Source organism: Methylobacterium sp. J-030 (assembly GCF_022829545.1).
Taxonomy (GTDB): Bacteria; Pseudomonadota; Alphaproteobacteria; order Rhizobiales; family Beijerinckiaceae; genus Methylobacterium.
Genome location: NZ_JAKSYM010000106.1, coordinates 1 through 20,775 on the forward strand (window position 1 = coordinate 1; position 20,775 = coordinate 20,775).

A 20,775-nucleotide genomic window follows, 5' to 3' on the forward strand; every position below is an offset into this window, starting at 1 on the left:
AGATAACTTGCTGTGTGACTGTCGTTCAGACGTACTCTCTTTCGCTCTGAGTCGTTGCGTATACGCGTCGTGGGCTTAAGCGGCGGTACTCGCAGCTGAACCGATTGTCTCAACGCCTCCGCATTTCTCCCTGCCCCTTCACCGGGGAAGTGTTGCTCCTGCGTCAGTAGGGGTCGGGAGTGTGCGGCTCAGGTTTCGGCCGTGGCGAAGCGGGTTTGTGGGCCACAGCCGAGAGGGTGAAAAACAATAGGTGGGAAACGGGTGCCTGGGCAGACGCCGGCGTGTCCGCGGGGGCGAAGATGGACGCGGCGGTTCCGGAGGTCGCCCTGCCCGCCCTGCGGCGGGGGGTGGGCGCGGCGAGAGCGGGGGTCGGCAGAGGGGAACCTAAGATCAAAGCGTGGCGAAGCGGGTTTGTAGGCCAAAGCGGGGTTGTGCGCCGTTGCGAAGCTCGACGCACCCCCTTCGGATGCCACCCTCCCCCGCAGAGGGGGGAGGGAGAGATGCGGAGCCGTCGCGTCAATCTTCGCAGCCGCGGACACCCCCGCTTCCGCCCACGAAGCCGATTCTCAACGATTGACTGTCACTCTATCGGCTGCGGGCCCGCGTACTCGGCCCGCGGAGCCCGCGTATCATGGCCCACAGCGCAGCCGCCGGAACCGCGCCCGGCATCCCGCTCCTCGTCGTCGTGGAGGGGCTGGCGAAGGCGCTGTTTGCCGCCTTCATCTTCTTCGCCTGCTTCGCCTTCTCGGACACGTCGCCCTACGACGCGGTGGCGATCCCCACGATCGTGCTCTGGCTCTGCCTCGGCGTGCGCCTGCATCGGGGGATGGTGCCGCTGATGGCGCTGCTGCTCCTCTACCTCGCGGCGATCGTCTGCGCGCTGCTGCCCTACCTCAACGAGGAATTCCCGGTCACCTGGACGATCCAGCTCATCTACCTCGCGATCACCTGCATCTTCTTCGCCATGTTCTTCGCGGACGACACCCACGCCCGGATGGAGCTGGCGCTCAAGGCCTACACGGCGAGCTGCGTGTTCTCGGCCGCGCTCGGCATCGTCGGCTACCTGCAATGGCTCGGCATCGAGGACCTGTTCTACAAGTACGACCGCGCCTCGGGCACCTTCCAGGACCCGAACGTGTTCGGCTCGTTCCTGACGCTCGGCGCCCTCTACCTGATGCACGGTCTGCTCACCGGCTCGGCGCGCCGGCCGCTGGCCTCGCTCGCCGGCCTGCTGATCATCGTGGCCGGCATCTTCCTGTCCTTCTCCCGCGGCTCCTGGGGCGGCAGCGTCGTCGCGGTGCTGCTCATGGTCGGCTCGGTCTACGCGGGCAGCCGCTCGATCCGCCTGCGCCGCCGCATCGTGCTCCTCACCCTCGCGACCCTCGTGCTCGGCACCGTGGCGGTGATCGCCCTGCTCGCGGACGACCACGTGCACCAGATGTTCGAGATCCGCGCGTCCCTCACCCAGGATTACGATCAGGGCGAGACCGGCCGCTTCGGCAACCAAGCCCGGGGTCTCGCCATGTTGCTGGAGCGGCCGTTCGGGATGGGGCCGATGCACTGGCGGCTGGTCTTCGGGCTGGAGCCGCACAATTCCTACATCGGCTCCTTCGCCAATGGCGGCTGGCTCGGTGGCGCGGTGTTCATCGGCCTGGTGCTGACGACGGGGTTCGTCGGGTTCCGGCTCCTGGTGCGGCCGTCGCCGTTCCGGGCGCACGCCCAGATCGTCTGGCCGGCGCTGCTGATGTTCTTCCTGCAGGCCTTCCAGATCGACATCGAGAAGTGGCGCCACGTCTACATGATGCTCGGCATGGTCTGGGCGCTCGAAGCGGCGCGGCTGCGCGTGGGCGGGTGGCGGTCCGCCACGCTTGAAACGCGGACCACGGCGCGCCATCCCGCGCCCCGGGCCGGCGGATCACCGGCGGGAGGTCCGCATCCGGAGACGGTCACGTGAGCACGCAGCCGGACAGCGAGACCCAGCGGCTCGCCGCCCTCCAGGCCCTCTGCATCCTGGGTACGGCGCCCGAACCGCATTTCGACGCCGTCTGCCGCACCGCCCGCCGCCTGTTCGGGGTGCGCAGCGCCCTCGTGAACTTCATCGACGCCACGGAGCTGTGGCCGAAGACGCCCTGCATCGACCTGCCGGGGGCGATTCCGCGGGAGGACGGCATCTGCGATCACACGATCCGCAGCGACGCCCTGCTGGTCGTGCCCGATGCCCGGGCCGATCCGCGGTTCCGCGACATGCCGGGCGTCGCCGCCGAGGGTGGCTTCCGCTTCTACGCCGGCCTGCCGCTGAGCCTGCGGCCGGGCCTGCGGATCGGCACCTTCTGCCTGATCGATCCGGAACCGCGCGACGGGCTCTCGGCGGAGGAGGCGGCCGCCTTCCGCGATCTCGCCGAGATCGTCCTCGCCCATCTGCGGCTCACCGAGGCCAACGCCCGCCGGGGCCGCGAGATCGAGGGGGCGGCGATCCGCGAAGCCCTGATCCGCGAGCAGCACCGGGAGATCAACGCGCGCGCCCGCGCCCAGGAGGCGGCCAACCACCAGCTCACCATGGCCGAGCAGCTCGCCAGCGTCGGCAACTGGCGGGTGGACCTCGCCGACGGCCAGCCGATCTGGTCGGCCAGCCTCTACGTGATCGCCGGCCGCGACCCCGGGACGCCGCCGCCGCGCCTCGACGCCTTCGCGCAGCTCTACCATCCCGACGACCAGTCCCGGCTCGAAGCGATCGTGGCCGATGCGATCGCGCGCCGGGCGAGCTTCGACTTCGAGGCGCGTCTGCTGCGGCCGGACGGCCAGATCCGCCACGTGGTCGTCCGCGGCGTCTGCCGCGAGGATGGGGGCAGCGTCGGCCTCGTCGGCGTGCTGATCGACGTGACCGAGCGGCGCCGCGCCGAGGACGAGGTCCGGCGCAGCGAGCTGCGCTACCGCGGGCTCGCCGAGACCCTGCCGCTCCTGGTCTGGACCATGCGGGTCGGCGACGGGCGGGCGACCTACGCCAACGCGCAGTTCCAGGCCTATTACGGGCCGATCGGACCGGAGCGCGCCGCGCGTATCGGCCGCAATCACCCCGATGACGCCGCCGCCATGGATGCGGCCTGGTCCCGGGCGGTCGCGACCGGCGTGGGTTTCAGTGGCCAGTGGCGGATCCGGCGGCGCGACGGCGTCTACCGCTGGCACAAGCTCTCCCTGATCCCGATCCGCCTCGATCCCGCGGATGTCGCCGTGCTGGAATGGCTCGGCACCGCCCTCGACGTGGACGACATCGTCACCGCCCGCCTCGCCGTGGAGGAGGCCCGCGGCCTCCTGGGGATCGCCCTCGACGCCGCGGAGGCCGGCACCTGGGACTGGGACATGCGCACCGGGCTCGCCACCCTGAGCCCCGAGAGCGCGCGCATGCACGGGCTGCCGGAGACCGGCCTGCCCCATACGATCACCGCCGCCGACTGGACCGGCCTGCTCCATCCCGAGGATGTCGGCGACGTCTGGAACGAGATCCGTCGGGCGGTGGAGACGTCCACGCCCTACGCCGCCGAGTTCCGGGTCGGCGCGCGCTGGCTCTACGCCCGCGGGCGCACCGTGTTCGGGGCCGAGGGGCAGCCGCAGCGCATGGTTGGGCTCCACCTCGACGTCACCGAGCGCAAGGCCGCCGAGGCGGCGCTGCGGGCGGCCACGCGGGACGCGGAAGCCGCCCGCGCCGAGGCCGAGCGGGCGAGCGCGGCCAAGAGCGAGTTCCTGGCCGCCATGAGCCACGAGATCCGCACGCCGCTCAACGGCATCCTCGGCTATGCCGACCTGCTCCTCGATGAGGGCACCATCGAAAACGAAGACCGGCATCGCCTGGAGCTGATCCAGAGTTCCGGCGCGGCCTTGCTCACCGTCGTCAACGACATCCTCGACTTCTCCAAGATCGAGGCCGGCGAGCTGTCCCTCGATCCGGTAGGCTTCCCGCTGGTCTCCACCGTCGACGCCGCGGTCTCGATCGTGCGCGGCAGCGCGATCCGGAGCGGCCTCGCGATCGAGGCCCGGATCGACCCGGCGCTTCCGGATCACGTGGTCGGCGATCCCGGCCGCCTGCGGCAGGTGCTGCTCAACCTGCTCAACAACGCCGTAAAGTTCACGCCCGCCGGCTCCGTCACCCTGACGGTGCAGCGGGAGGGCGCGGGCACCGCCCCCGACGGCAGCCCCGGCGACGTCATCCGCTTCGCGGTGACCGACACGGGCATCGGCATCGCGCCGGCCCAGCAGGACCGGCTGTTCAAGCGCTTCAGCCAGGTGGATGGCTCGATCAGCCGGCGCTTCGGCGGCACCGGCCTCGGACTCGCCATCTCCCGCCACCTCGTGACGCTCATGGGCGGCGAGATCGGCGTTGAAAGCCGCGAGGGGCAGGGATCGACCTTCTGGTTCCGCCTGACCCTGCCGCGGAGCGCCGGAGCGGCCGCGGGCCACGCGGCGCGGGAGGCGCGTGAGGGCGCCCGGCCGCGGGCGCAAGCCGCCACGGCGCAACGGGCCGCGGCGCAATCGCGCCTGCTCCTAGTCGAGGATGTGCCGCTGAACCAGGAGCTGGCCTGCGCGGTGCTCGAATCCCAGGGCTACGCCGTCGCGGTGGCCGGCGACGGTGCCGAGGCCATCACGGCGGTCGCCGCCGCGGCCGCGGACGGGCGCCCCTACGATCTGGTGCTGATGGATGTCCAGATGCCCCGGGTCGACGGTCTCACGGCCACCCGCCGCATCCGCGCGCTGGCACCGCCGGCCTGCGACATCCCGATCGTGGCCATGACGGCGAACGTGCTGCCCGCCCAGATCGAGGAACTGCGGGCGGCCGGCATGGACGATTACGTCGGCAAGCCGTTCCGCCGGGCCGACCTGTTCGCCACGATCAGCCGCTGGTCGGCGCCCGGCGCCCGGCGCCCGGCGCGGGCGGAGGAGCCGCGCCGGGCCGCGCAGGTCGACGCCGCCATCCTCGACGCCGCGGTGCTCACCGAGATGGAGGCGAATTTCGGGGCGGCACGGGTCGGCGCGCTGCTGGATCTCCTGGCGAACGAACTCGCCGAGCGGTTCCGGCCGAGCGAGACCGATCGGCTCCAGATCGCCCACGACGCGCACGCCCTCGTGGCGGCGGCGGGTCTTCTGGGATTCGTCGGCCTGTCGAGCCTGTGCCGGGAGGTCGAGGCGGCCGCCCATGCGGGGGCCGACCTGATGCCGCTGATCCGACGCCTGGAGATCCAACGAGCCACCGCCCTGCGCGCCATCCGGCAGTTGCGCGCGGCCTGAAATCGCATCCTCGGCAGGCGCTCGGGCTTACGCCGACCGCGCCAGCGGCACCGCGAGGCCCGCTCCGCCGCTGCGCACCGGGCCGGAGCGGGCGAGGTCGTCCACGGCCGTCAGGATGCCCGCCATGGCGTCGCGGCTGGCGAAGGCGGCCTGAAGCACGTCGGCGCGCTGCCGGAAGGCGGGCTCGCCGAGCACCCGTTCCACCGCGTCCCGCAGGGCCTCCGGGTTCGGCGTGTTGGTGGCGAGGTTGATGCCGGCGCCGGACCAGCCGATGCGGGCATTCACCTCGGCCTTGTCCTCGGTGAGGCCGGCTGAGACGATCGGCACCCCGGAGGCCAGCGCCTGTGAGACGCTGCCGTAGCCGCCATTGGTCACGAGCACGCTCACCCGCGGCAGCAGATCGCGGAACGGCAGGAAGCTGGAGAGCCGCGTATTCGACGGGATCGGCGCGCGCAGGGTCGTGACCGGCCGCCCGCCGGTGGTGGCGAGGACGAGGAGATCATCCCGATCGGCCAGGGCCGCGAGGGTCGGCTCGATCAGCTCGCCGAAATCCGCGTTGGCGAGCGTCCCCTGCGTGACCAAGACGACCGGCTTGCCCGCATTGTTCGCCGCCTCCAGTTCCGGCCACCAATCCGGCAGGGGCGCGGGTGGGGTTGGGGGTTGCAGCAGCCCGATGAAGCGCAGGCCCGGGGGCAGCGCGCCGTAATCGTACTCGAAGCCCGGCACGGTCGGCTGGAGGAACAGGTCCGGGAGCACCACGATCGAGTGCGGCAGCGAGGCCGGCAGCGGCGGCAGGCCGAGCGTGGCGAGTTCCCTGTCCGTATAGGCGCGCACCGGGTTGGTGAAGGCCGCGTCCATGCCGGCCTTCAGGGCGGCGTAGCGGACCCGCTCGGCCCGGTCCCGGGCGGGGGGCAGGCCGAGGCCGACCGGGGCGTGGTCCGGCCGGTCCAGGAACAGAAAGCTGACGTTGACGGTGACGATCGGCGGCCGCGGCGCCTCATCGAGGAGCAGGGGCAGCACGCCGAGGAACATGCTCCCGGCCACGATCACGTCGGGGGCCTCTTCGGCGATCAGCCGGCGCAGCACCTCCGCCTGACCCGGCATCGGATCGATGAAGCGCCGCTCGAACTCGCGCCGGTAGCGCTCGGGTCCCGCCGGCAGCTCGGTTTCCCGGTAGGTGGCCGAACCGTTGTCGGCATAGGCGGTGAAGCGCAGGCCCGCGGCCTCGATCTTTTGGCGAAACAGCGCGTCGGACAGCACGAGCACGGCGTCACCCCGCGCGGCGGCGGCGCGGCCGATGGCGAGCAGCGGGTTGACGTGGCCGGTGAGCGGCGTCGCGGCGATCAGGATCTTCATCACGGCCTCCTCGGGCGAAGCCGGCGATGCCGGCCTCGCCCCTGTTGGAATCTTGGCGCCCCCCTCGAAGGGGTGCCCGAGGCGCGATCACGCGCCGGTATCAGAGGGAAATCGCCTGCAAATCTATCTGGTTACGGGGCGAGAACGGCGTCGTGTGGCAGCGCACCATCGGCTGCGCGTGATCCCGCGCCCACCGGCATCGAGGACCGAGCCGGCTTGGACACCGCAGACGGCGTTCCTGCGAACGCTCCGGTTCCTGCGGCCCGCTCCGTCATCACGAGCGCAGCGAACTGACCCGGGGCAGCGCGACGTCGGCGAGCGCGGCGCGGGCTGGATGGCTTCGCTCCGCTCGCCAGGATGTGCGGCGCCGACGCTCTCGACCGAAAAGCCGTCTTACGCCACGACGATCACCCGGTTCGGTAGTTCGTCCGGATCGTCGGGCCCGGCCGGTAGGTGCTCCGCTAGACGGGCCCCGATGGCCGCGATGGCCGCCGTCAGCCCGGCCTCGATCTCGCCCCGCCCGAGGGCCGCGATGAGGTCGGCGAGGATGCCGTCCCAGGCGGCGGGCGAGACTTCGCGCAGAACGCCGAGGTCGGTCACGATCTCCGCGTGCCGCTCGGCCAGCGACAGGTAGAGCAGCACGCCGGTGCGGGACCGGGTCAGGCTCAGGCCCCGGGACCAGAAGGCCCGCTGTGCCGCCTCCCGGGCGCGGGCGCTGCGCAGGCGGCGCGGCACCAGGGCGAGGCGCAGCCGCTCGCTCTGGCTCGCGAGCAGGATCGCCGCCACCAGGGCGGCCTGCGCCAGGGCGATGCCGGCCGCGCCCCAGGGCGTCAGCGCGATCAGTGCCCAGGGCAGGACCAAGGCCGCCACCAGCGTCGCCAGCAGGACGAGCGAGCGGTAGGCGCCCGCCCGCGCGCTCACCATCACGACGATCTCGCCGGACGTGCCGGTCTCGGCCCGCGAAACCGCCCGGGCGAGGCGGGCGCGCGCCTCCGGCGTCAGCGCCGCGGCGAGGCTACCAGCCATCGGAGGCCCCTCCGCCTCCCGACGAGCCGCCCCCGCCGGAGAAGCTGTCGTCGAACCCGCCCCCCGAGGAGCCCCCATCCGAGAAGCCCCCGCCCCAGCCGCCCGATCCGGGGCCGGGCAGGAACACGACCCCGCCGCCCCGTCCGGCCCGGCTGCCGAGCCGGACCATGCGCCACGCGACCACCATCACGATCAGCAGCAGGATCACGAAGATCGCGACCTGCACCGGATCGGCCGTATCGTCCTTTGCCTGCGGCGCGCGCTGCCAGTCCTGCGCGTCCCGCGCCAGGATCGCCAGGATCCCGTCCACGCCCGCGTCGAGCCCGCCGAACCAGTCGCCGGTCTTGAAGCGCGGCGTGATCGCGCTGGCCGTGATGGTGCGGGACTGGGCATCGGTCAGCGCGCCCTCGAGCCCGTAGCCGACCTCGATCCGGACCTTCCGCTCCTGCGGCGCCACCAGGAGGAGGACGCCGTTGTCGGTCTTGGCCTGCCCGAGCTTCCAGGTCCGGAACAGGCGGTTGGCGTAATCCTCGATGGTCGTGCCCTGGAGGCTCGGCACCGTCGCCACCACGACTTGGTCCGAGGTCCTGTCCTCGTGCGCCTTCAGCTTGGCGTCGAGCGTCTGGCGCTGGTCCGGCGTGAGGAGGCCGGCCGCATCGACGACGCGACCGGTGAGCGGCGGGAAGCTCAGCTCGGCCGCCCGTGCACCGGCCGCATAGATCGCCAGGCCGGCGGCGATGACGGCAAGCGCCAGGGCGAGCCGCACCCGCGCCGGGATGCCTTGGCCCACGGGCAATCCCTAGAACTTCACGTTCGGCGGCCGGTCGGCGTTCGGCGTCGCCGAAAACGTCTCCATGGGCTTGGCGTCCGGATAGAGGAAGGCCGCGATCCAGCGGCCCGGAATCGTGCGCACCTCGGTGTTGTAGGCCTGGACGGCGTTGATGTAGTCGCGCCGCGCCACCGCGATGCGGTTCTCGGTGCCCTCAAGCTGCGATTGCAGGGCCAGGAAGTTCTGATTCGATTTCAGATCGGGGTAGCGCTCCACGGTCACGAGCAGGCGTCCGAGCGCCCCGGAGAGCTGGTTCTGCGCGTCCTGATAGTCCTTGAACTTCTGCGGGTCGCTGACCGTGGAGGCGTCGACCTTCACGCTCGACGCCTTGGCGCGCGCCTCGGTGACGCCGATCAGCACGTCCTTCTCCTGCTGGGCGTAGCCCTTCACGGTCTCGACGAGGTTGGGGATCAGGTCGGCCCGGCGCTGGTACTGGTTCTGCACCTCGCTCCAGGCGGACTTGGCCTGCTCCTGCAGGGTCGGCACCCGGTTGACCGCCCCGCAGCCGGACAGGCCGATGGCCGCCAGGGCGATCGCGAGCAGGCCGAGGAGCCGCGCCGCCGCGGAGGGCTGGCGCAGGGCGCCGGCCGTCAGTGTCGTCATCATTCCGTTCCCTGTCCGCCAGGCGAGTCCCGGCCCGTTGATGAGGCGGACAGCAGATACCGATTCGACCCGCCAAGGTAAGCCCCACCCCTGTTGAAGGATGGGAAGGATGGGTCGACCGGGGCCTCGGCGTGCGGTGAGGCCCGTTCGATTTGACCCCCATCGACGCTCCGCGACCGCGTGTGCCGGATCCCGGGTCGCATTCCGCTCGCCCTGCATGCGCCCGGCAAACGGGCCGGTCAAACCGGCTCGACGCCCCGTCTCGGGTCTCAGCCCAGCACTTTGAACGCGCTGGGTCGCGACCTTTCGAAACCATGGCTGGACGACGCGATCGGCCAGACCGACGTATACTTCGGGGAATGCGCGAAGCGGTTCAGCGGAGGCCGGGAATGGATGCAGGACTCGCCGATTACGTCAGGGCCGCCAGCGCGGTCGCGCGGCGCCACGCGCTGGCCTTCCAGGCGCCGTCCGGCAAGGACGCGCTGCCCTGGTCGGTGATCGAGGCCTACGATGCCCGGGTGCGCGGCCATGTCGAGCGCGATCCGCGGATCGAGGACGAGCGCGACCGCGTGCTGATCGCCGCCGTGAAACTCGCCGAGACCCCTGTCGAGGAGGGCGAGGACACCATCGCGGCGGCCCGCGCGCATCTCATCGGCGCGATCGACGATCTGGAGCGGGTCGTGATGAGCATCGGCCGCGTCAACCGGCAGGGGGCGAAGCTCGGCTACGGCCGCTACGGCCAGCCGGTCGGTTCGCCGGACTGACCGCGTCGGCCGGGGGAGACCGGATGTCCGCAGGCCCACCCACCGCGGCGACCCTGAGCCGCCTCGACCTGAAGACGCTGCGCCTGTTCGCGGCGATCTGCGCGGAGGGCACGCTCAACGGCGCGGCGCGGCGCGCCGCCATCGCACCCTCGGCGGTGAGCAAGCGGCTCGCCGAGCTGGAGCACGCGCTGGGCTGCACCCTCCTCATGCGCGAGCCCCGCGGCATGCGCCTGACCCCAGCGGGCGAGACGCTGCTGCATCACACCCGCCGCATGCTGGCGAGCGCCGAGCAGATCGCGCTCGAACTCGCCGAGCATGCCCGGGGCGTGCGCGGCTTCGTGCGGGTGCTTGCCAACCTCTCGGCCATCGTGGAATTCCTGCCCGAGGACCTTCAGGCGTTCCTCGCCGTGCAGGGCGGGATCCGGGTCGATCTGGAGGAGCGCCCGAGCGGCGGCGTCGTGGCCGGCGTCGAGGAGGGGCTCGCCGATCTCGGCATCTGCGCGGGCGGCAGCGACGTGCGGACGCTCACCGCCTACCCGTACCGGGCCGACCGGCTCGTTCTGGTCATGCCCGAGACCCACCCCCTGAGCGACCGCGCCGCCATCGCGCTGGCCGAGACCCTCGATTACGACCATGTCGGGCTGCACGCGGAGAGCTCGATCTACGCGGCCCTGCGGGACGAGGCCCGGCGCCTCGGCCGGCCGCTCCGCCTGCGCATGCATGTGCCGAGCTTCGACGCGATCTGCCGGATGGCGCAGGTCGGGATGGGGCTCGGGACCGTCCCGGAACATGTCCACGCCCTGCTCGGTCCGTCGATGCGGCTCGCCGCGGTGCCGCTCACCGACCCCTGGGCGCAGCGCATGCTGAGCCTCGTCGTCCGCCCCGGCTTCCTGCCGCCGGCCGCCCGGCTCCTGCTCGACCATCTCCGCACCGCGGAGGTCCTGCGTTCTCCGTTTGAGAACGCAGGATGATCGATGGTGTTTGGACTTCGCGACCTCGTTCACAGTACTCAACAGTCAACAAACATGGAGGAGAGAATGTCCGGCCCGCTCAGCGGTATCCGTGTTCTCGAACTCGGCCAGCTCATCGCCGCGCCCTTCGCGACGCGGCTGATGGCCGAGTTCGGCGCCGAGGTGATCAAGGTCGAGCCCCCGGGCGAGGGCGACCCCCTGCGCAAGTGGCGCAAGATGCACGAGGGCACCTCGCTCTGGTGGTACCTGCAGTCGCGCAACAAGAAGTCGATCGCGGTCAATCTGAAAAGCCCTGAGGGCCTCGACGTCGTCAAGCAGCTCGCCCAGAGCGCCGACGTGGTGGTCGAGAATTTTCGCCCCGGCGGCCTTGAGAAGCTTGGCCTCGGCTGGGACGTGCTCTCTTCCCTCAACCCGAACCTCGTGATGGTCCGGATCTCCGGCTACGGCCAGACCGGCCCGTACCGCGACCGGCCGGGCTTCGGCGCCATCGGCGAGTCGATGGGCGGCATCCGCTTCACCACCGGCAGCCCGGAGGCGCCCCCCGCGCGGGTCGGCGTCAGCATCGGCGACACCCTGGCCTCGCTCCACGGCGTGATCGGCGCGCTGATGGCGCTCCTGCGGGTCAAGACCGGGCAGGGCGCCGGGCAGGTGATCGACGTCTCGCTTGTCGAGAGCGTGTTCAACGTGATGGAGAGCCTCGTCCCGGAATACGACCTTTTGGGCGAGGTCCGCACCCGGACCGGCGGCGCGCTGCCCGGCATCACCCCGTCGAACACCTATCCGACCCGGGACGGCGGCTACGTCGTCATCGCCGGCAACAGCGATCCGATCTTCCGCCGCCTGATGGCGGTGATCGGCCGGCCCGACCTCGCCGAGGATCCGGCCCTGCGCAACAACGACGGCCGCTCGCAGCAATCCGTGATGCTGGATGGGCTGATCGCCGCCTGGTCGAAGACCAGGACCGTCGAGGAGGCCTTGGCCGCCCTCGACGCGGCGGACGTGCCGGCCGGCCGCATCTACTCGGTGGCCGACATCGTCGCCGACCCGCACTATCAGGCCCGCGACATGATCCTGCAGGCGGAGCTTCCCGGCGGGACCCAGGTGAAGATGCCCGGCATCGTGCCGAAGCTGTCCGACACTCCCGGCGAGGTCCGCTGGCAGGGGCCGGCGCTGGGCGCCCACACGGATGCGGTGCTCGGCGAACTCGGCCTCGACCCGGACCGGATTGCGGCCCTGCGCGAGAAGGGAGCGGTGGCATGAGTGGGGGCATGAGCAGCGACGCGTTGATCGTCCAGGAGGTCGCAACCCGCGACGGCTTCCAGATCGAACCCGTCTTCGTGCCGACGGAAGAAAAAATCCGCCTGATCGACGCCCTCTCGGAGACCGGCTTCAGCCGGATCGAGGTCTCGTCCTTCGTCTCGCCGAAGGCCGTGCCGGCGCTCGCCGACGCGGCCGAGGTCTTCGCCGGGATCCGGCGCCGGTCCGGCACGGTCTACGTCGCCCTGGTGCCGAACCCGAAGGGCGCCGAGCGTGCCATCGCCGCCAAGGTCGACGAGATCAACCTCGTCGCCTCGGTGAGCGAGACCCACAACCGCGCCAACATGGGTATGAGCACGGCCGATTCGATCGCGGGCTTCGCGCGGATCATGGATGCGGTGCGGGACGCGCCGGTGAGCACCAACGCCACGGTGGCGACCGCCTTCGGCTGCCCGTTCGAGGGCGATCAGCCGGTCGACACGGTTCTTGCACAGGTCGAGCGCTACCTGTCGCTCGGCGTCGATGGGGTGACGCTCGCCGACACCACCGGTATGGCCAATCCCCGGCAGGTGGCGCGCCTCGTCGCGCGCGTCCTGCCGCTGGTCGGCGCCGGGCGCCTGACGCTCCACTTCCACAACACCCGCGGCCTCGGGCTGGCCAACGTGCTGGCCGCCTACGACACGGGGGCCCGGCGCTTCGACGCCGCCCTCGGTGGCCTCGGCGGCTGCCCGTTCGCACCGGGGGCCACGGGCAACATCTGCACCGAGGATCTCGTCAGCATGGCGCACGAGATGGGGGTGCCCACGGGCCTGAACCTTGAGGCTTTGATCGGCCTGTCGCGAGATCTGCCCCGCCTCGTCGGCCACGATGTCCCCGGCCAGATCGCCAAGGCCGGCCGCCCCTGCGATCTGCATCCGGCGCCTGCCACGGCCGCTTGAGCCTGGGCAAGGCGCGCAGACGGCCCCGCAATCCACGACAGTGAGGCACCAACAGCTCCAACGAACGCGACGCCCACCCTCCCCCGCAGAGGGGGGAGGGGACCCGCGCCGCGACCGGTCCGTCACCTTCATTCACCGCGAAAAGCTGCCCACCCGAAGGCGGCCCCGCTCACCAAAATCCCAAAAAACGGAGGAAACCCATGACCGCGATCCTGTCGGGCTCGCCGGCCGCCCTCGAGGCCGGCGCGGTGACCGAGAACGGCATCGTCCGCAAGGTCGCGTGGCGGCTCATGCCGCTGATCATGATCTGCTACATGTTCGCGTTCTTCGACCGCATCAACATCAGCTTCGCCAAGTTCCAGCTCCAGAGCGACCTCGGCTTCAGCAACGTCGCCTACGGGCTCGGCGCGAGCATGTTCGTGATCGGCTACGTGATCTTCGAGGTGCCCTCCAACCTGTTCCTCTACCGGGTCGGGGCGCGGCGCTGGATCGCCCGGATCATGATCTCCTGGGGCATCGCCACCGCGCTGATGATCCTCATCCGCAGCGAGTGGCACTTCTATGCCCTGCGCTTCCTGATCGGCGCCATGGAGGCGGGCTTCGCGCCCGGCATCCTCTACTACCTGACCCTGTGGTTCCCGGCCTCGCATCGCGGGCGCATCACCTCGTTCATGTTCGTGGCCTCGGCCTTCTCGGGCATCTTCGGGGCGCCGGTGGCGGGCCTGATCCTCGGCGGCCTCAACGGCGTCGGGGGGCTCGCCGGCTGGCAGTGGCTGTTCCTGGCCGGCGGCCTGCCCTGCCTCGTGCTCGGCATTCTCGTGCTGATCCGTCTCGACGACCGGATCGCCGACGCGACATGGCTCTCCGAGCCCGAGAAGGCGCTGCTGTCGAGCCGGATCGCCCACCACAACAAGGATATCGGCGACCACTCGCTCCTCGGGGCGATCCGGCAGCCGGGCTTCCTGATGATCGGGCTGATCTACTTCCTGTTGCAGATCGGCTCGTATGGCCTGAACTTCTGGGGGCCGGACCTGATCAAGACCGCCAGCGGCGGACAGGCGGCCTCCGTGGGCTTCCTGACGGCGATCCCCTACATCTGCGGGGCGATCAGCATGGTGGTGATCGGGCGCCTGTCCGACGCCTCGGGTGAGCGGCCGAAATTCGTCGCGGGCCTCGCGATCGCCGCCGCACTCGGCTTCTTCGGCGCCGGCCTGTTCGACAAGCACATCGTGCCGCTGATGTTCGCCCTGGCGCTGCTGGGCGCCGGGATCGTGGCCTCGATCCCGACCTTCTGGACGCTGCCGGCCAAGCTCGTCACCGGCGTCGGCGCGGCGGGCGGCATCGCGCTGATCAACACGCTCGGCCAGTTCGGCGGCATCGTCAGCCCGGTGATGGTCGGCTGGGTGAAGGACCTCACCGGCTCGACCACGCCCGCCCTCTACGGCATCGGAGGGCTCTGCCTCGCCGCCGCCGCGCTCGCGCTCTTCGCCATGCCGGCGAGCCTGCGCCGGAGCGACCGCGCCCACTGAGCAGGCGGCATCGGGCGCCCCCGGCCAATCGATCAGGGGGCGCCCACCACGGCCGCCTGCCGGTACTCCCGGGGGGTCATGCCATGGCACGCCCGGAAGCGGCGGGCGAAATGGGCTTGGTTGGCGAAGCCGCACTTATGGGCCAGCACGCCGATCGCGAGAGGAGCGCATGTGGGGTCGGCGAGGTGCCGGGCCGCCGTTTCGAGCCGGCGCTGCCAGATGTAGTCCGAGATGTGCTGGCCGCGCGCGTGGAACAATTCCTGGAGGCGCCGCAGCGACACGCCGAGCGCCCCGGCAAGCCCGGGCGCATCGAGGCCGGGCTCGTGGAGATGGGTCTCGACATAGGCCTTGGCGCGCTGGACCACCACGGTGCCGTACAGGGGCTGGGGCACCTCCTGCGCCAAGCGCTCGGCGATGCTGGCCACGATCAGGTCGCCGCCGATCGCGGTCATGCGGTCCGCGGCGTCGGGGGTGAGCTCACGGCGGACCCGGATCAGATCCTGGAAGAACGTCGTGACCAGCGTCGTCGCGCCGAGATCCGCACCGATTGTCAGGGCCGTATAGAGCCGCGCCGGTCCGAGCAGGTTCTCCAGGCGCTCCCGGGGCAGCTCCAGGAACAGGGACTGGCTCCCCGGGCCTGTGGTCAGGATTGCGGGGCGGTGGTCGATCACCACGAGGTCGCCCGCGCGCTGCTCCGTGACCCGCTCCCCCTGCTGGACGGTCAAGGTTCCGGCGAGCTTGAACAGGACGACGAGCGTGTCGCCCTTCTTCAGACGTCTCAGTAATTCAGGCGTTACTTCGCTGCGGACACTGCTCTGCGCGATGCGTGTGAGAAGTATCGATCCAATCTCCGCGATATCGAGGCGGCCTTCAAAGGGCGTATCGTCGAGGCGTTGTGCTTCGATCGGCAGCGACTGCTGCCGCAGAATGTCGCGCCAGAGGGGGAAACTGTTTCTCGGATGGAGGCCAATGGTCGAAAACAGTGGCTGCATCAGTATTTTTAACCTTGATGCCACTCTCTTGCGCGGCGGGGCAAAAATCCTCGCGCCATCGGACAAGCGCCGCCCGGTACATATTGTATATCTTCTGCATCCTCAAGAAACGAACTGAAGCGAACTTGAGGTCGGACTCATCCCAATCACCCGAGCGGCTTTCGGCGTCGATCTATCTGTGTGGAATCACGGATCAAAATCAAACCGATCGACGATCCCGCGAAGGTCTAACAAACGGCGAAGCTCGATATGGACAACCTGAGAGAAACCCACCCCGTTTTCATGCTGGAGAAGGTCGGCGCCATCGTGGCCGCCTACGTGTCCCGCAACGCGGTCGAGGCCGCGGAATTGCCGAGCCTGATCGATCAGGTGCACACCGCCATCGCCGATCTGCGCGGACGGACGGGGCAGGTCGGTTCGCGCTGGGCTGGCGCGAATGCCGAGAAGGTGGAGGCGTCGATCCAGCACGACGGCCTGATCAGCTTCATCGACGGCCGGTCCTACAAGACCCTGAAGCGCCACCTCACCGCGCACGGGCTGACGCCGGAGCGCTACCGGCTCCAGTACGGTCTGCCGGCCGATTACCCGATGGTCGCTCCGGGCTACGCCGCCCGGCGGTCCGAGATCGCCAAGGCGATCCAGCTCGGCCACAAGGCGGCCTGAGCCATGGCGTCCGGCTACCCGCAGGGGCCGGCGCCGTCGCCCGCGCCTCGACAGGCGGCGGCCCGGAGCCGGGACAACCTCGCGCGCCTTGCGCATGTGCTGGGTGTTCCGGTCTCGGCCTTCTCCCCCGAGGCCGAGGGGCAGGACGAGGCGATCCTGCAGGCGGCGGATCTCGTCACGGTCTTCGCGGCGATCGACAATGCCGCCGCGCGCCGGACCTGTCTGGCCTTCGTCCGGGCGATGGCGGGTTCCTGAGCGTCGGGGGGCGCCGCAGCCGGCTGGGGGACACCGCCCGCTCCGTGCCCGGGGGGGCGTGCGGGGCGGGCCCGGCGAACCCGGCCGGCTGCGTTATGGCGGCGCCGTGAGCGCATCGCCCGGGCCATCGGGGCCGGGGCGATGCTCGCGAGCACGGCACTGGAGCCGCGCCCGATCGCGTTGCAATCGGGCGCGGCCCTCAGCCCGTGTCGCAACGCGCGCTCTTGGGCCGAGCCGGTGTCGGCTTCGGCGCAAGAGCGCGAAGCAGGTTTCGCAGAAGTGGCCGCCGGTTTTGCGACGAAAACCTGCGGCACACCGCGAATCCGCTCAGAACACGTGACGCAGGATGAAGAACAATCCGGCCGCGAGGGTGATGGCGGCCGGCAGGGTCATGATCCAGGCCAGCGCCATGTTGCGCACCGTCGACATCTGCAGACCCGAGCCGTTCGCCGCCATCGTCCCGGCGACGCCCGACGAGAGGATGTGGGTGGTCGAGACCGGCAGGCCATAGAGTTCGGCGAGTCCGATCGTGCCGGCGGCCACGATCTCGGCGGAGGCGCCCTGCGCGTAGGTGAGGTGCGTCTTGCCGATCTTCTCGCCCACCGTCACGACGATGCGCTTCCACCCGACCATGGTGCCGAGGCCGAGCGCCAGGGCGACGCAGACCTTGACCCAGCCCGGGATGTAGCGCGTGCCGTCGTTGAGCAGCCCGGCGTAGCGCTTCAGGGTCCCCTTGTCGGCCTCCGAGAAGTCGGCGCCCGCATTGGGCAGGAGCCGCACCGCGTCGGCGGCGAGGTACATGTCGCTGCGCAGGTTCTGCGTCTGGGCAGCCGGCACCGTGCGGATGGCGCCATAGTTCTTCACGCTGGCGGCGATGTCGTTCGAGAGCGCCGAGAGCGCCGCGTAGACGGGGGGCTTGTTCAGGTCCTTGGTCTTCAGCGCCTCCGTCACCGTCCGGCGGGCCTCGGCGGCCTCCGGCACCGGGGCATCGGGGGCGCGGGTGGAGAAGACCTGGCTCGCCGCCGTCGAGGTCTGAACGAAGGCGGGCGTCGTATCGTCCGCCATGGTGCGGTTCAGCGCGTAGGCGGTGGGGGCGGCGCCGATCAGGATCAGCATGATCAGGCCCATGCCCTTCTGGCCGTCGTTGCCGCCGTGGAAGAACGAGACCAGCGTGCAGGTGAGGATCAGCAGGCTACGGATCCACAGGGGCGGCGGCGCGTCGCCCTTCGGCGCCTCGTAGAGGTCCTTGCGGCGCACGGCGAACTTCAGGGCGAGCAGCAGCAGCGCCGCCAGCACGAAGCCGCAGATCGGCGAGAACAGCAGCGCTTTGAACACGTTGAGCGCCTGACCCCAGTCGACGCCCGCGGTGCCGTCCCCGCCGCTCATCAACTGGTTGGCGAGGCCGACGCCGAGCACCGAGCCGATCAGCGCGTGGGACGAGGAGTTCGGCAGGCCGAACGCCCAGGTGCCGAGATTCCAAATGATCGCGGCCAGCAGCAGCGCGAAGATCATCGCGTAGCCCGCGTGGGAGCCGACGTTCAGGATCAGTTCCACCGGCAGCAGCGTCACGATGGCGTAGGCCACCGCGCCGGAGGAGAGCATCACGCCGAGGAAGTTGAAGAAGCCCGACCAGATCACCGCCACCAGCGGCGGCAGCGAGTGGGTGTAGATCACCGTGGCCACGGCGTTGGCCGTGTCGTGGAAGCCGTTCACGAACTCGAAGCCGAGGGCGATGAGGAGGGCGAGCCCCAGCAGCGCGAAGGCGCCGTAGGCCAGGGGCGCTTCACCCACCGCGTTCATGTCGGTGATCAGGCTGACGACCGCGTAGCCGAGGCCGGCCACCAGGACGAGGAGGAACGCGATCACCCCGCCCGGGTGCATCCCGTGATCAAGGCGGGGCGCGCCGGCTGGTCGAGGTCCTGCGACTCCCGATGGCGACATCACGGCGGAATCGGACATGAACCCTCGCAAGGAAGCATTTTTATCGATGAATCGGGATTAAGAGGCCCGTGTGACGGTCCGGTGACGTTCTATACCGATCCTGATGGCGAAGATTCGAGTTTTATCTGTCTCCGAGGAACGTTCCGAACCGAGACGACATATCCTTGGCCCATATCACGATTGAAGCAAGATAAAATTCGGAGTTCGAATGTCTCATTCGTTCAATCAAGCGTAAACATCAATGATAATGCAATTACCCAAAATGTCATTGCGACGGCTAATCCAAAAGATGTTGCCAGCAGGCTACACAAGTCGATTCGATAACAACGTGAATGCATTATGACAGTGTTTCTGAGCTGAACTTCGCTAAGCCTCCGCCCGCAGGCCGAATGGCCGCGGATTTCCGGGGGCCGGACATGACATTTCGTTGCGGGGTCTCGGTAGTGACCTTGATGGTTGCTGCCTTCGGTTCAGGGGCGCAGGCGCAAACGGCGAACGTGACCGCGTCGCAAGTCAATGGCTTCAATCTCCTGGCGCCGTACCTGTCATTGAACGCGACGCCGGTCGGACAGCAGACGCTTGAACTCAATCTGTCGCAGTCCGCGGCGATCAATGTCGGCGCCGACCTGTCGCGGAAGCAGCGGGCGATCAGCGACAAGAACTATCTCTACCTGGAGCGTAACGATCTCGCCTCGGTCGGGTTGGGGACCTTTCCGATCGCCGCGAGTCTCGCTGGCGGCCTGCCGGCCCAGACGCCGGTCAATGGGATCGTTCCGCAGCAGCTTGTCGGAGGACTCGGCCCGCAGCTCGGCCCGATCTACCAGCGCGGCGCCGCGCTGGGAGCGAAGGGGCCGCTCGGCACCGCGATCAACCTGCTGATCAGCGCCGACGCGCTGACGGGGGCCGACAACGCGGTCGCGAAGAACTACTTTGCCAATGGTGCGGCACAGAATCCGAGCGTGACCCCGGCCAACTATGTGGCAGTCCCGGCCGTGGCCCCGGCCGGCTACAGCCTGCCGACCTATAACAGCCTGCCCAACACCACCGACAGCATCTACGATCTCGCCTACGGCGTCACCAACACGCAAGCCGGCCAGAACGTCTACGGCTCCTCACGGCCGGTCCAGGCGGCGCCGGCACGCTTCAACATCTTCGACCCGTCGGCGCTCAAGGGTCTCGAAACCAACGCGTCATTCCCGAGCGGTCATACGACGCTGGCGTATACCCATAGCCTCGTGCTGGCGATGCTGGTGCCGCAGCAGTACCAGAGCATGCTGCTGCGCGCCTCCGACTATGCCGAGAGCCGCATCGTGCTCGGCGTGCACTACCCGCTCGACATCATCGCGGGTCGGACACTGGCCTTCTACGACCTCGCGCAGGCCTTCACCAACCCGGCCTACATCAACAACGCCGCGGTGACCGGCACGGCGATCAACCTGCCGGCCCAGTTCGTGAAGGCCCAGGCCGAGATCCAGGCCTACCTCGCCGCCCAGTGCGGCAACACCGTCGCGGCCTGCGCGGGCAGCGCCGCCAACCAGGCCGGCAACCCCTACCTGCCGTCCGCCGCCAACCAGGCCATCTATCGGCAGCGCCTGACCTACGGCCTGCCCACCTTGACCTTCGCCCAGGCGCCGCGCGAACAGGCCCCCGCCGGCGGCCCCGACGCCTCGATCCTGCTCGCCCCGCTCTACGGCGGCTCGACCAGCGCCGCCCGCACGCTGGCGCCCAGCGGCGGCCTCTACGGCCAGCTCTCGACCACGACCATCAACCAGATCCTGGTCAACACCGAGACCAACGCGCTCGCCGCCTTCTACGGCAGCCCGCTCAGCTACTGGGCGCGACTCGACCTCTACGCGGCCGCCGGCTACTTCGGCAGCGTCACCGGCAGCCTGACCATGGACGCCGGCGACCGCCTCGGCATCGATGTCGGCATCGGCAACGGCGGCGCCCTCTACGCCAACGGCACCATCGCGGGCACTGTCTCGGTCGGATCCGGCGGCCTGCTCGGCGGCTCCGGCACGCTGGGCGGGCTCAGCGCACTGTCAGGCGGCACGGTGTCGCCGGGCAACTCGATCGGCACGCTCACCGTCACCGGCAACGCCGCCTTCGCGGCCGGCTCGACCTACCGGGTCGAGGCCAACGCCGCGGGCCAAGCCGACCGGATCACCGCCGCCGGACAGGCCGTGCTCGCGGGCGGCACCGTCCAGGTGCTGGCCGCCTCAGGTGCCTACAACCCACGCACCACCTACACGATCCTGTCGGCCGCCGGCGGTGTGTCGGGCCAGTTCGCCAGCGTCACGTCGAACCTCGCCTTCCTCTCGCCGGGCCTGCGCTACCTGCCGAACGACGTCGACCTGACGCTCACCCGCAACGA

General features: G+C 70.0%; 16 protein-coding genes. 10 read left to right on the top strand and 6 right to left on the bottom strand.

What is annotated here, in order from left to right; genetic code table 11:
- Positions 1–631: 631 nt before the first annotated feature.
- Together MKK75_RS06305 and MKK75_RS06310 are read left to right on the top strand one after the other, a co-directional pair.
- A complete protein-coding gene (locus tag MKK75_RS06305; protein ID WP_244041761.1) occupies positions 632–1,954 on the top strand; it encodes an O-antigen ligase family protein in 1,323 nt (440 codons plus the stop codon).
- Positions 1,951–5,277: a PAS domain-containing protein gene (locus tag MKK75_RS06310; protein ID WP_244041762.1), complete on the top strand. Its 3,327-nt coding sequence runs from the start codon at positions 1,951–1,953 to the stop codon at positions 5,275–5,277. Before MKK75_RS06305 ends, MKK75_RS06310 begins: the two co-directional genes overlap by 4 nt.
- Before the next feature lie 27 nt (positions 5,278–5,304).
- Here the strand turns inward: MKK75_RS06310 and MKK75_RS06315 are convergent, their stop codons facing one another.
- The 4 genes from MKK75_RS06315 to MKK75_RS06330 all read right to left on the bottom strand — a co-directional run bounded on the left by MKK75_RS06315 (position 5,305) and on the right by MKK75_RS06330 (position 9,094).
- Positions 5,305–6,633, bottom strand: a complete 1,329-nt coding sequence (locus MKK75_RS06315) for a nucleotide disphospho-sugar-binding domain-containing protein (RefSeq protein ID WP_244041763.1) — start codon at positions 6,631–6,633, stop codon at positions 5,305–5,307.
- A 393-nt stretch (positions 6,634–7,026) separates the two neighbouring features.
- Entirely contained in the window at positions 7,027–7,659 is a 633-nt protein-coding gene (locus MKK75_RS06320) for a TPM domain-containing protein (protein ID WP_244041764.1), read from the bottom strand.
- Entirely contained in the window at positions 7,649–8,425 is a 777-nt protein-coding gene (locus tag MKK75_RS06325; protein ID WP_244041776.1) for a TPM domain-containing protein, read from the bottom strand. Before MKK75_RS06325 ends, MKK75_RS06320 begins: the two co-directional genes overlap by 11 nt.
- Positions 8,426–8,458: 33 nt before the next feature.
- Positions 8,459–9,094 carry a LemA family protein gene (locus MKK75_RS06330; RefSeq protein ID WP_244041765.1) on the bottom strand — a complete coding sequence of 212 codons (636 nt, stop codon included), beginning with the start codon at positions 9,092–9,094 and terminating at the stop codon, positions 8,459–8,461.
- A 386-nt stretch (positions 9,095–9,480) separates the two neighbouring features.
- Between MKK75_RS06330 and MKK75_RS06335 the strand changes: the two genes are divergently transcribed.
- From MKK75_RS06335 to MKK75_RS06355, 5 genes are all read left to right on the top strand, one after another.
- On the top strand, positions 9,481–9,855 hold the full coding sequence (locus tag MKK75_RS06335) for a hypothetical protein (protein ID WP_244041766.1): 375 nt from the start codon (positions 9,481–9,483) through the stop codon (positions 9,853–9,855).
- A 23-nt stretch (positions 9,856–9,878) separates the two neighbouring features.
- Positions 9,879–10,826, top strand: a complete 948-nt coding sequence (locus MKK75_RS06340) for a LysR substrate-binding domain-containing protein (RefSeq protein ID WP_244041767.1) — start codon at positions 9,879–9,881, stop codon at positions 10,824–10,826.
- A 66-nt stretch (positions 10,827–10,892) separates the two neighbouring features.
- Complete coding sequence (locus MKK75_RS06345; protein ID WP_244041768.1) at positions 10,893–12,086, top strand: CaiB/BaiF CoA transferase family protein; 1,194 nt, start codon at positions 10,893–10,895, stop codon at positions 12,084–12,086.
- 8 nt (positions 12,087–12,094) lie between these two features.
- A complete protein-coding gene (locus tag MKK75_RS06350; protein WP_244041769.1) occupies positions 12,095–13,021 on the top strand; it encodes a hydroxymethylglutaryl-CoA lyase in 927 nt (308 codons plus the stop codon).
- 200 nt (positions 13,022–13,221) lie between these two features.
- Positions 13,222–14,550: an MFS transporter gene (locus tag MKK75_RS06355; RefSeq protein WP_244041770.1), complete on the top strand. Its 1,329-nt coding sequence runs from the start codon at positions 13,222–13,224 to the stop codon at positions 14,548–14,550.
- 32 nt (positions 14,551–14,582) lie between these two features.
- Here the strand turns inward: MKK75_RS06355 and MKK75_RS06360 are convergent, their stop codons facing one another.
- Positions 14,583–15,542 carry a helix-turn-helix domain-containing protein gene (locus tag MKK75_RS06360; protein ID WP_244041771.1) on the bottom strand — a complete coding sequence of 320 codons (960 nt, stop codon included), beginning with the start codon at positions 15,540–15,542 and terminating at the stop codon, positions 14,583–14,585.
- Between the two features lie 249 nt (positions 15,543–15,791).
- Here MKK75_RS06360 and MKK75_RS06365 point away from each other — a divergent pair, with 249 nt between their 5' ends.
- A complete protein-coding gene (locus tag MKK75_RS06365; RefSeq protein ID WP_244041772.1) occupies positions 15,792–16,205 on the top strand; it encodes a MucR family transcriptional regulator in 414 nt (137 codons plus the stop codon).
- Positions 16,206–16,208: 3 nt separating this feature from the next.
- Positions 16,209–16,460 (top strand): hypothetical protein, encoded by a 252-nt coding sequence (locus tag MKK75_RS06370; protein ID WP_244041773.1) that lies wholly within the window; start codon positions 16,209–16,211, stop codon positions 16,458–16,460.
- A 327-nt stretch (positions 16,461–16,787) separates the two neighbouring features.
- Here MKK75_RS06370 and MKK75_RS06375 read toward each other — a convergent pair whose 3' ends face one another.
- Positions 16,788–18,419, bottom strand: a complete 1,632-nt coding sequence (locus MKK75_RS06375; RefSeq protein ID WP_244041774.1) for an inorganic phosphate transporter — start codon at positions 18,417–18,419, stop codon at positions 16,788–16,790.
- A 479-nt stretch (positions 18,420–18,898) separates the two neighbouring features.
- Between MKK75_RS06375 and MKK75_RS06380 the strand changes: the two genes are divergently transcribed.
- Positions 18,899–20,775, top strand: a 1,877-nt coding sequence (locus MKK75_RS06380; protein ID WP_244041775.1) for a phosphatase PAP2 family protein, incomplete at its 3' end; no start/stop codon positions are given.

Coding starts and splice junctions, on each gene's coding strand:
- MKK75_RS06305 (WP_244041761.1), top strand. CDS start 632: ATGGCCCACAGCGCAGCCGCCGGAACCGCGCCCGGCATCCCGCTCCTC.
- MKK75_RS06315 (WP_244041763.1), bottom strand. CDS start 6,633: ATGAAGATCCTGATCGCCGCGACGCCGCTCACCGGCCACGTCAACCCG.
- MKK75_RS06320 (WP_244041764.1), bottom strand. CDS start 7,659: ATGGCTGGTAGCCTCGCCGCGGCGCTGACGCCGGAGGCGCGCGCCCGC.
- MKK75_RS06330 (WP_244041765.1), bottom strand. CDS start 9,094: ATGATGACGACACTGACGGCCGGCGCCCTGCGCCAGCCCTCCGCGGCG.
- MKK75_RS06335 (WP_244041766.1), top strand. CDS start 9,481: ATGGATGCAGGACTCGCCGATTACGTCAGGGCCGCCAGCGCGGTCGCG.
- MKK75_RS06340 (WP_244041767.1), top strand. CDS start 9,879: ATGTCCGCAGGCCCACCCACCGCGGCGACCCTGAGCCGCCTCGACCTG.
- MKK75_RS06345 (WP_244041768.1), top strand. CDS start 10,893: ATGTCCGGCCCGCTCAGCGGTATCCGTGTTCTCGAACTCGGCCAGCTC.
- MKK75_RS06350 (WP_244041769.1), top strand. CDS start 12,095: ATGAGCAGCGACGCGTTGATCGTCCAGGAGGTCGCAACCCGCGACGGC.
- MKK75_RS06355 (WP_244041770.1), top strand. CDS start 13,222: ATGACCGCGATCCTGTCGGGCTCGCCGGCCGCCCTCGAGGCCGGCGCG.
- MKK75_RS06360 (WP_244041771.1), bottom strand. CDS start 15,542: ATGCAGCCACTGTTTTCGACCATTGGCCTCCATCCGAGAAACAGTTTC.
- MKK75_RS06365 (WP_244041772.1), top strand. CDS start 15,792: ATGGACAACCTGAGAGAAACCCACCCCGTTTTCATGCTGGAGAAGGTC.
- MKK75_RS06370 (WP_244041773.1), top strand. CDS start 16,209: ATGGCGTCCGGCTACCCGCAGGGGCCGGCGCCGTCGCCCGCGCCTCGA.
- MKK75_RS06375 (WP_244041774.1), bottom strand. CDS start 18,419: ATGTCCGATTCCGCCGTGATGTCGCCATCGGGAGTCGCAGGACCTCGA.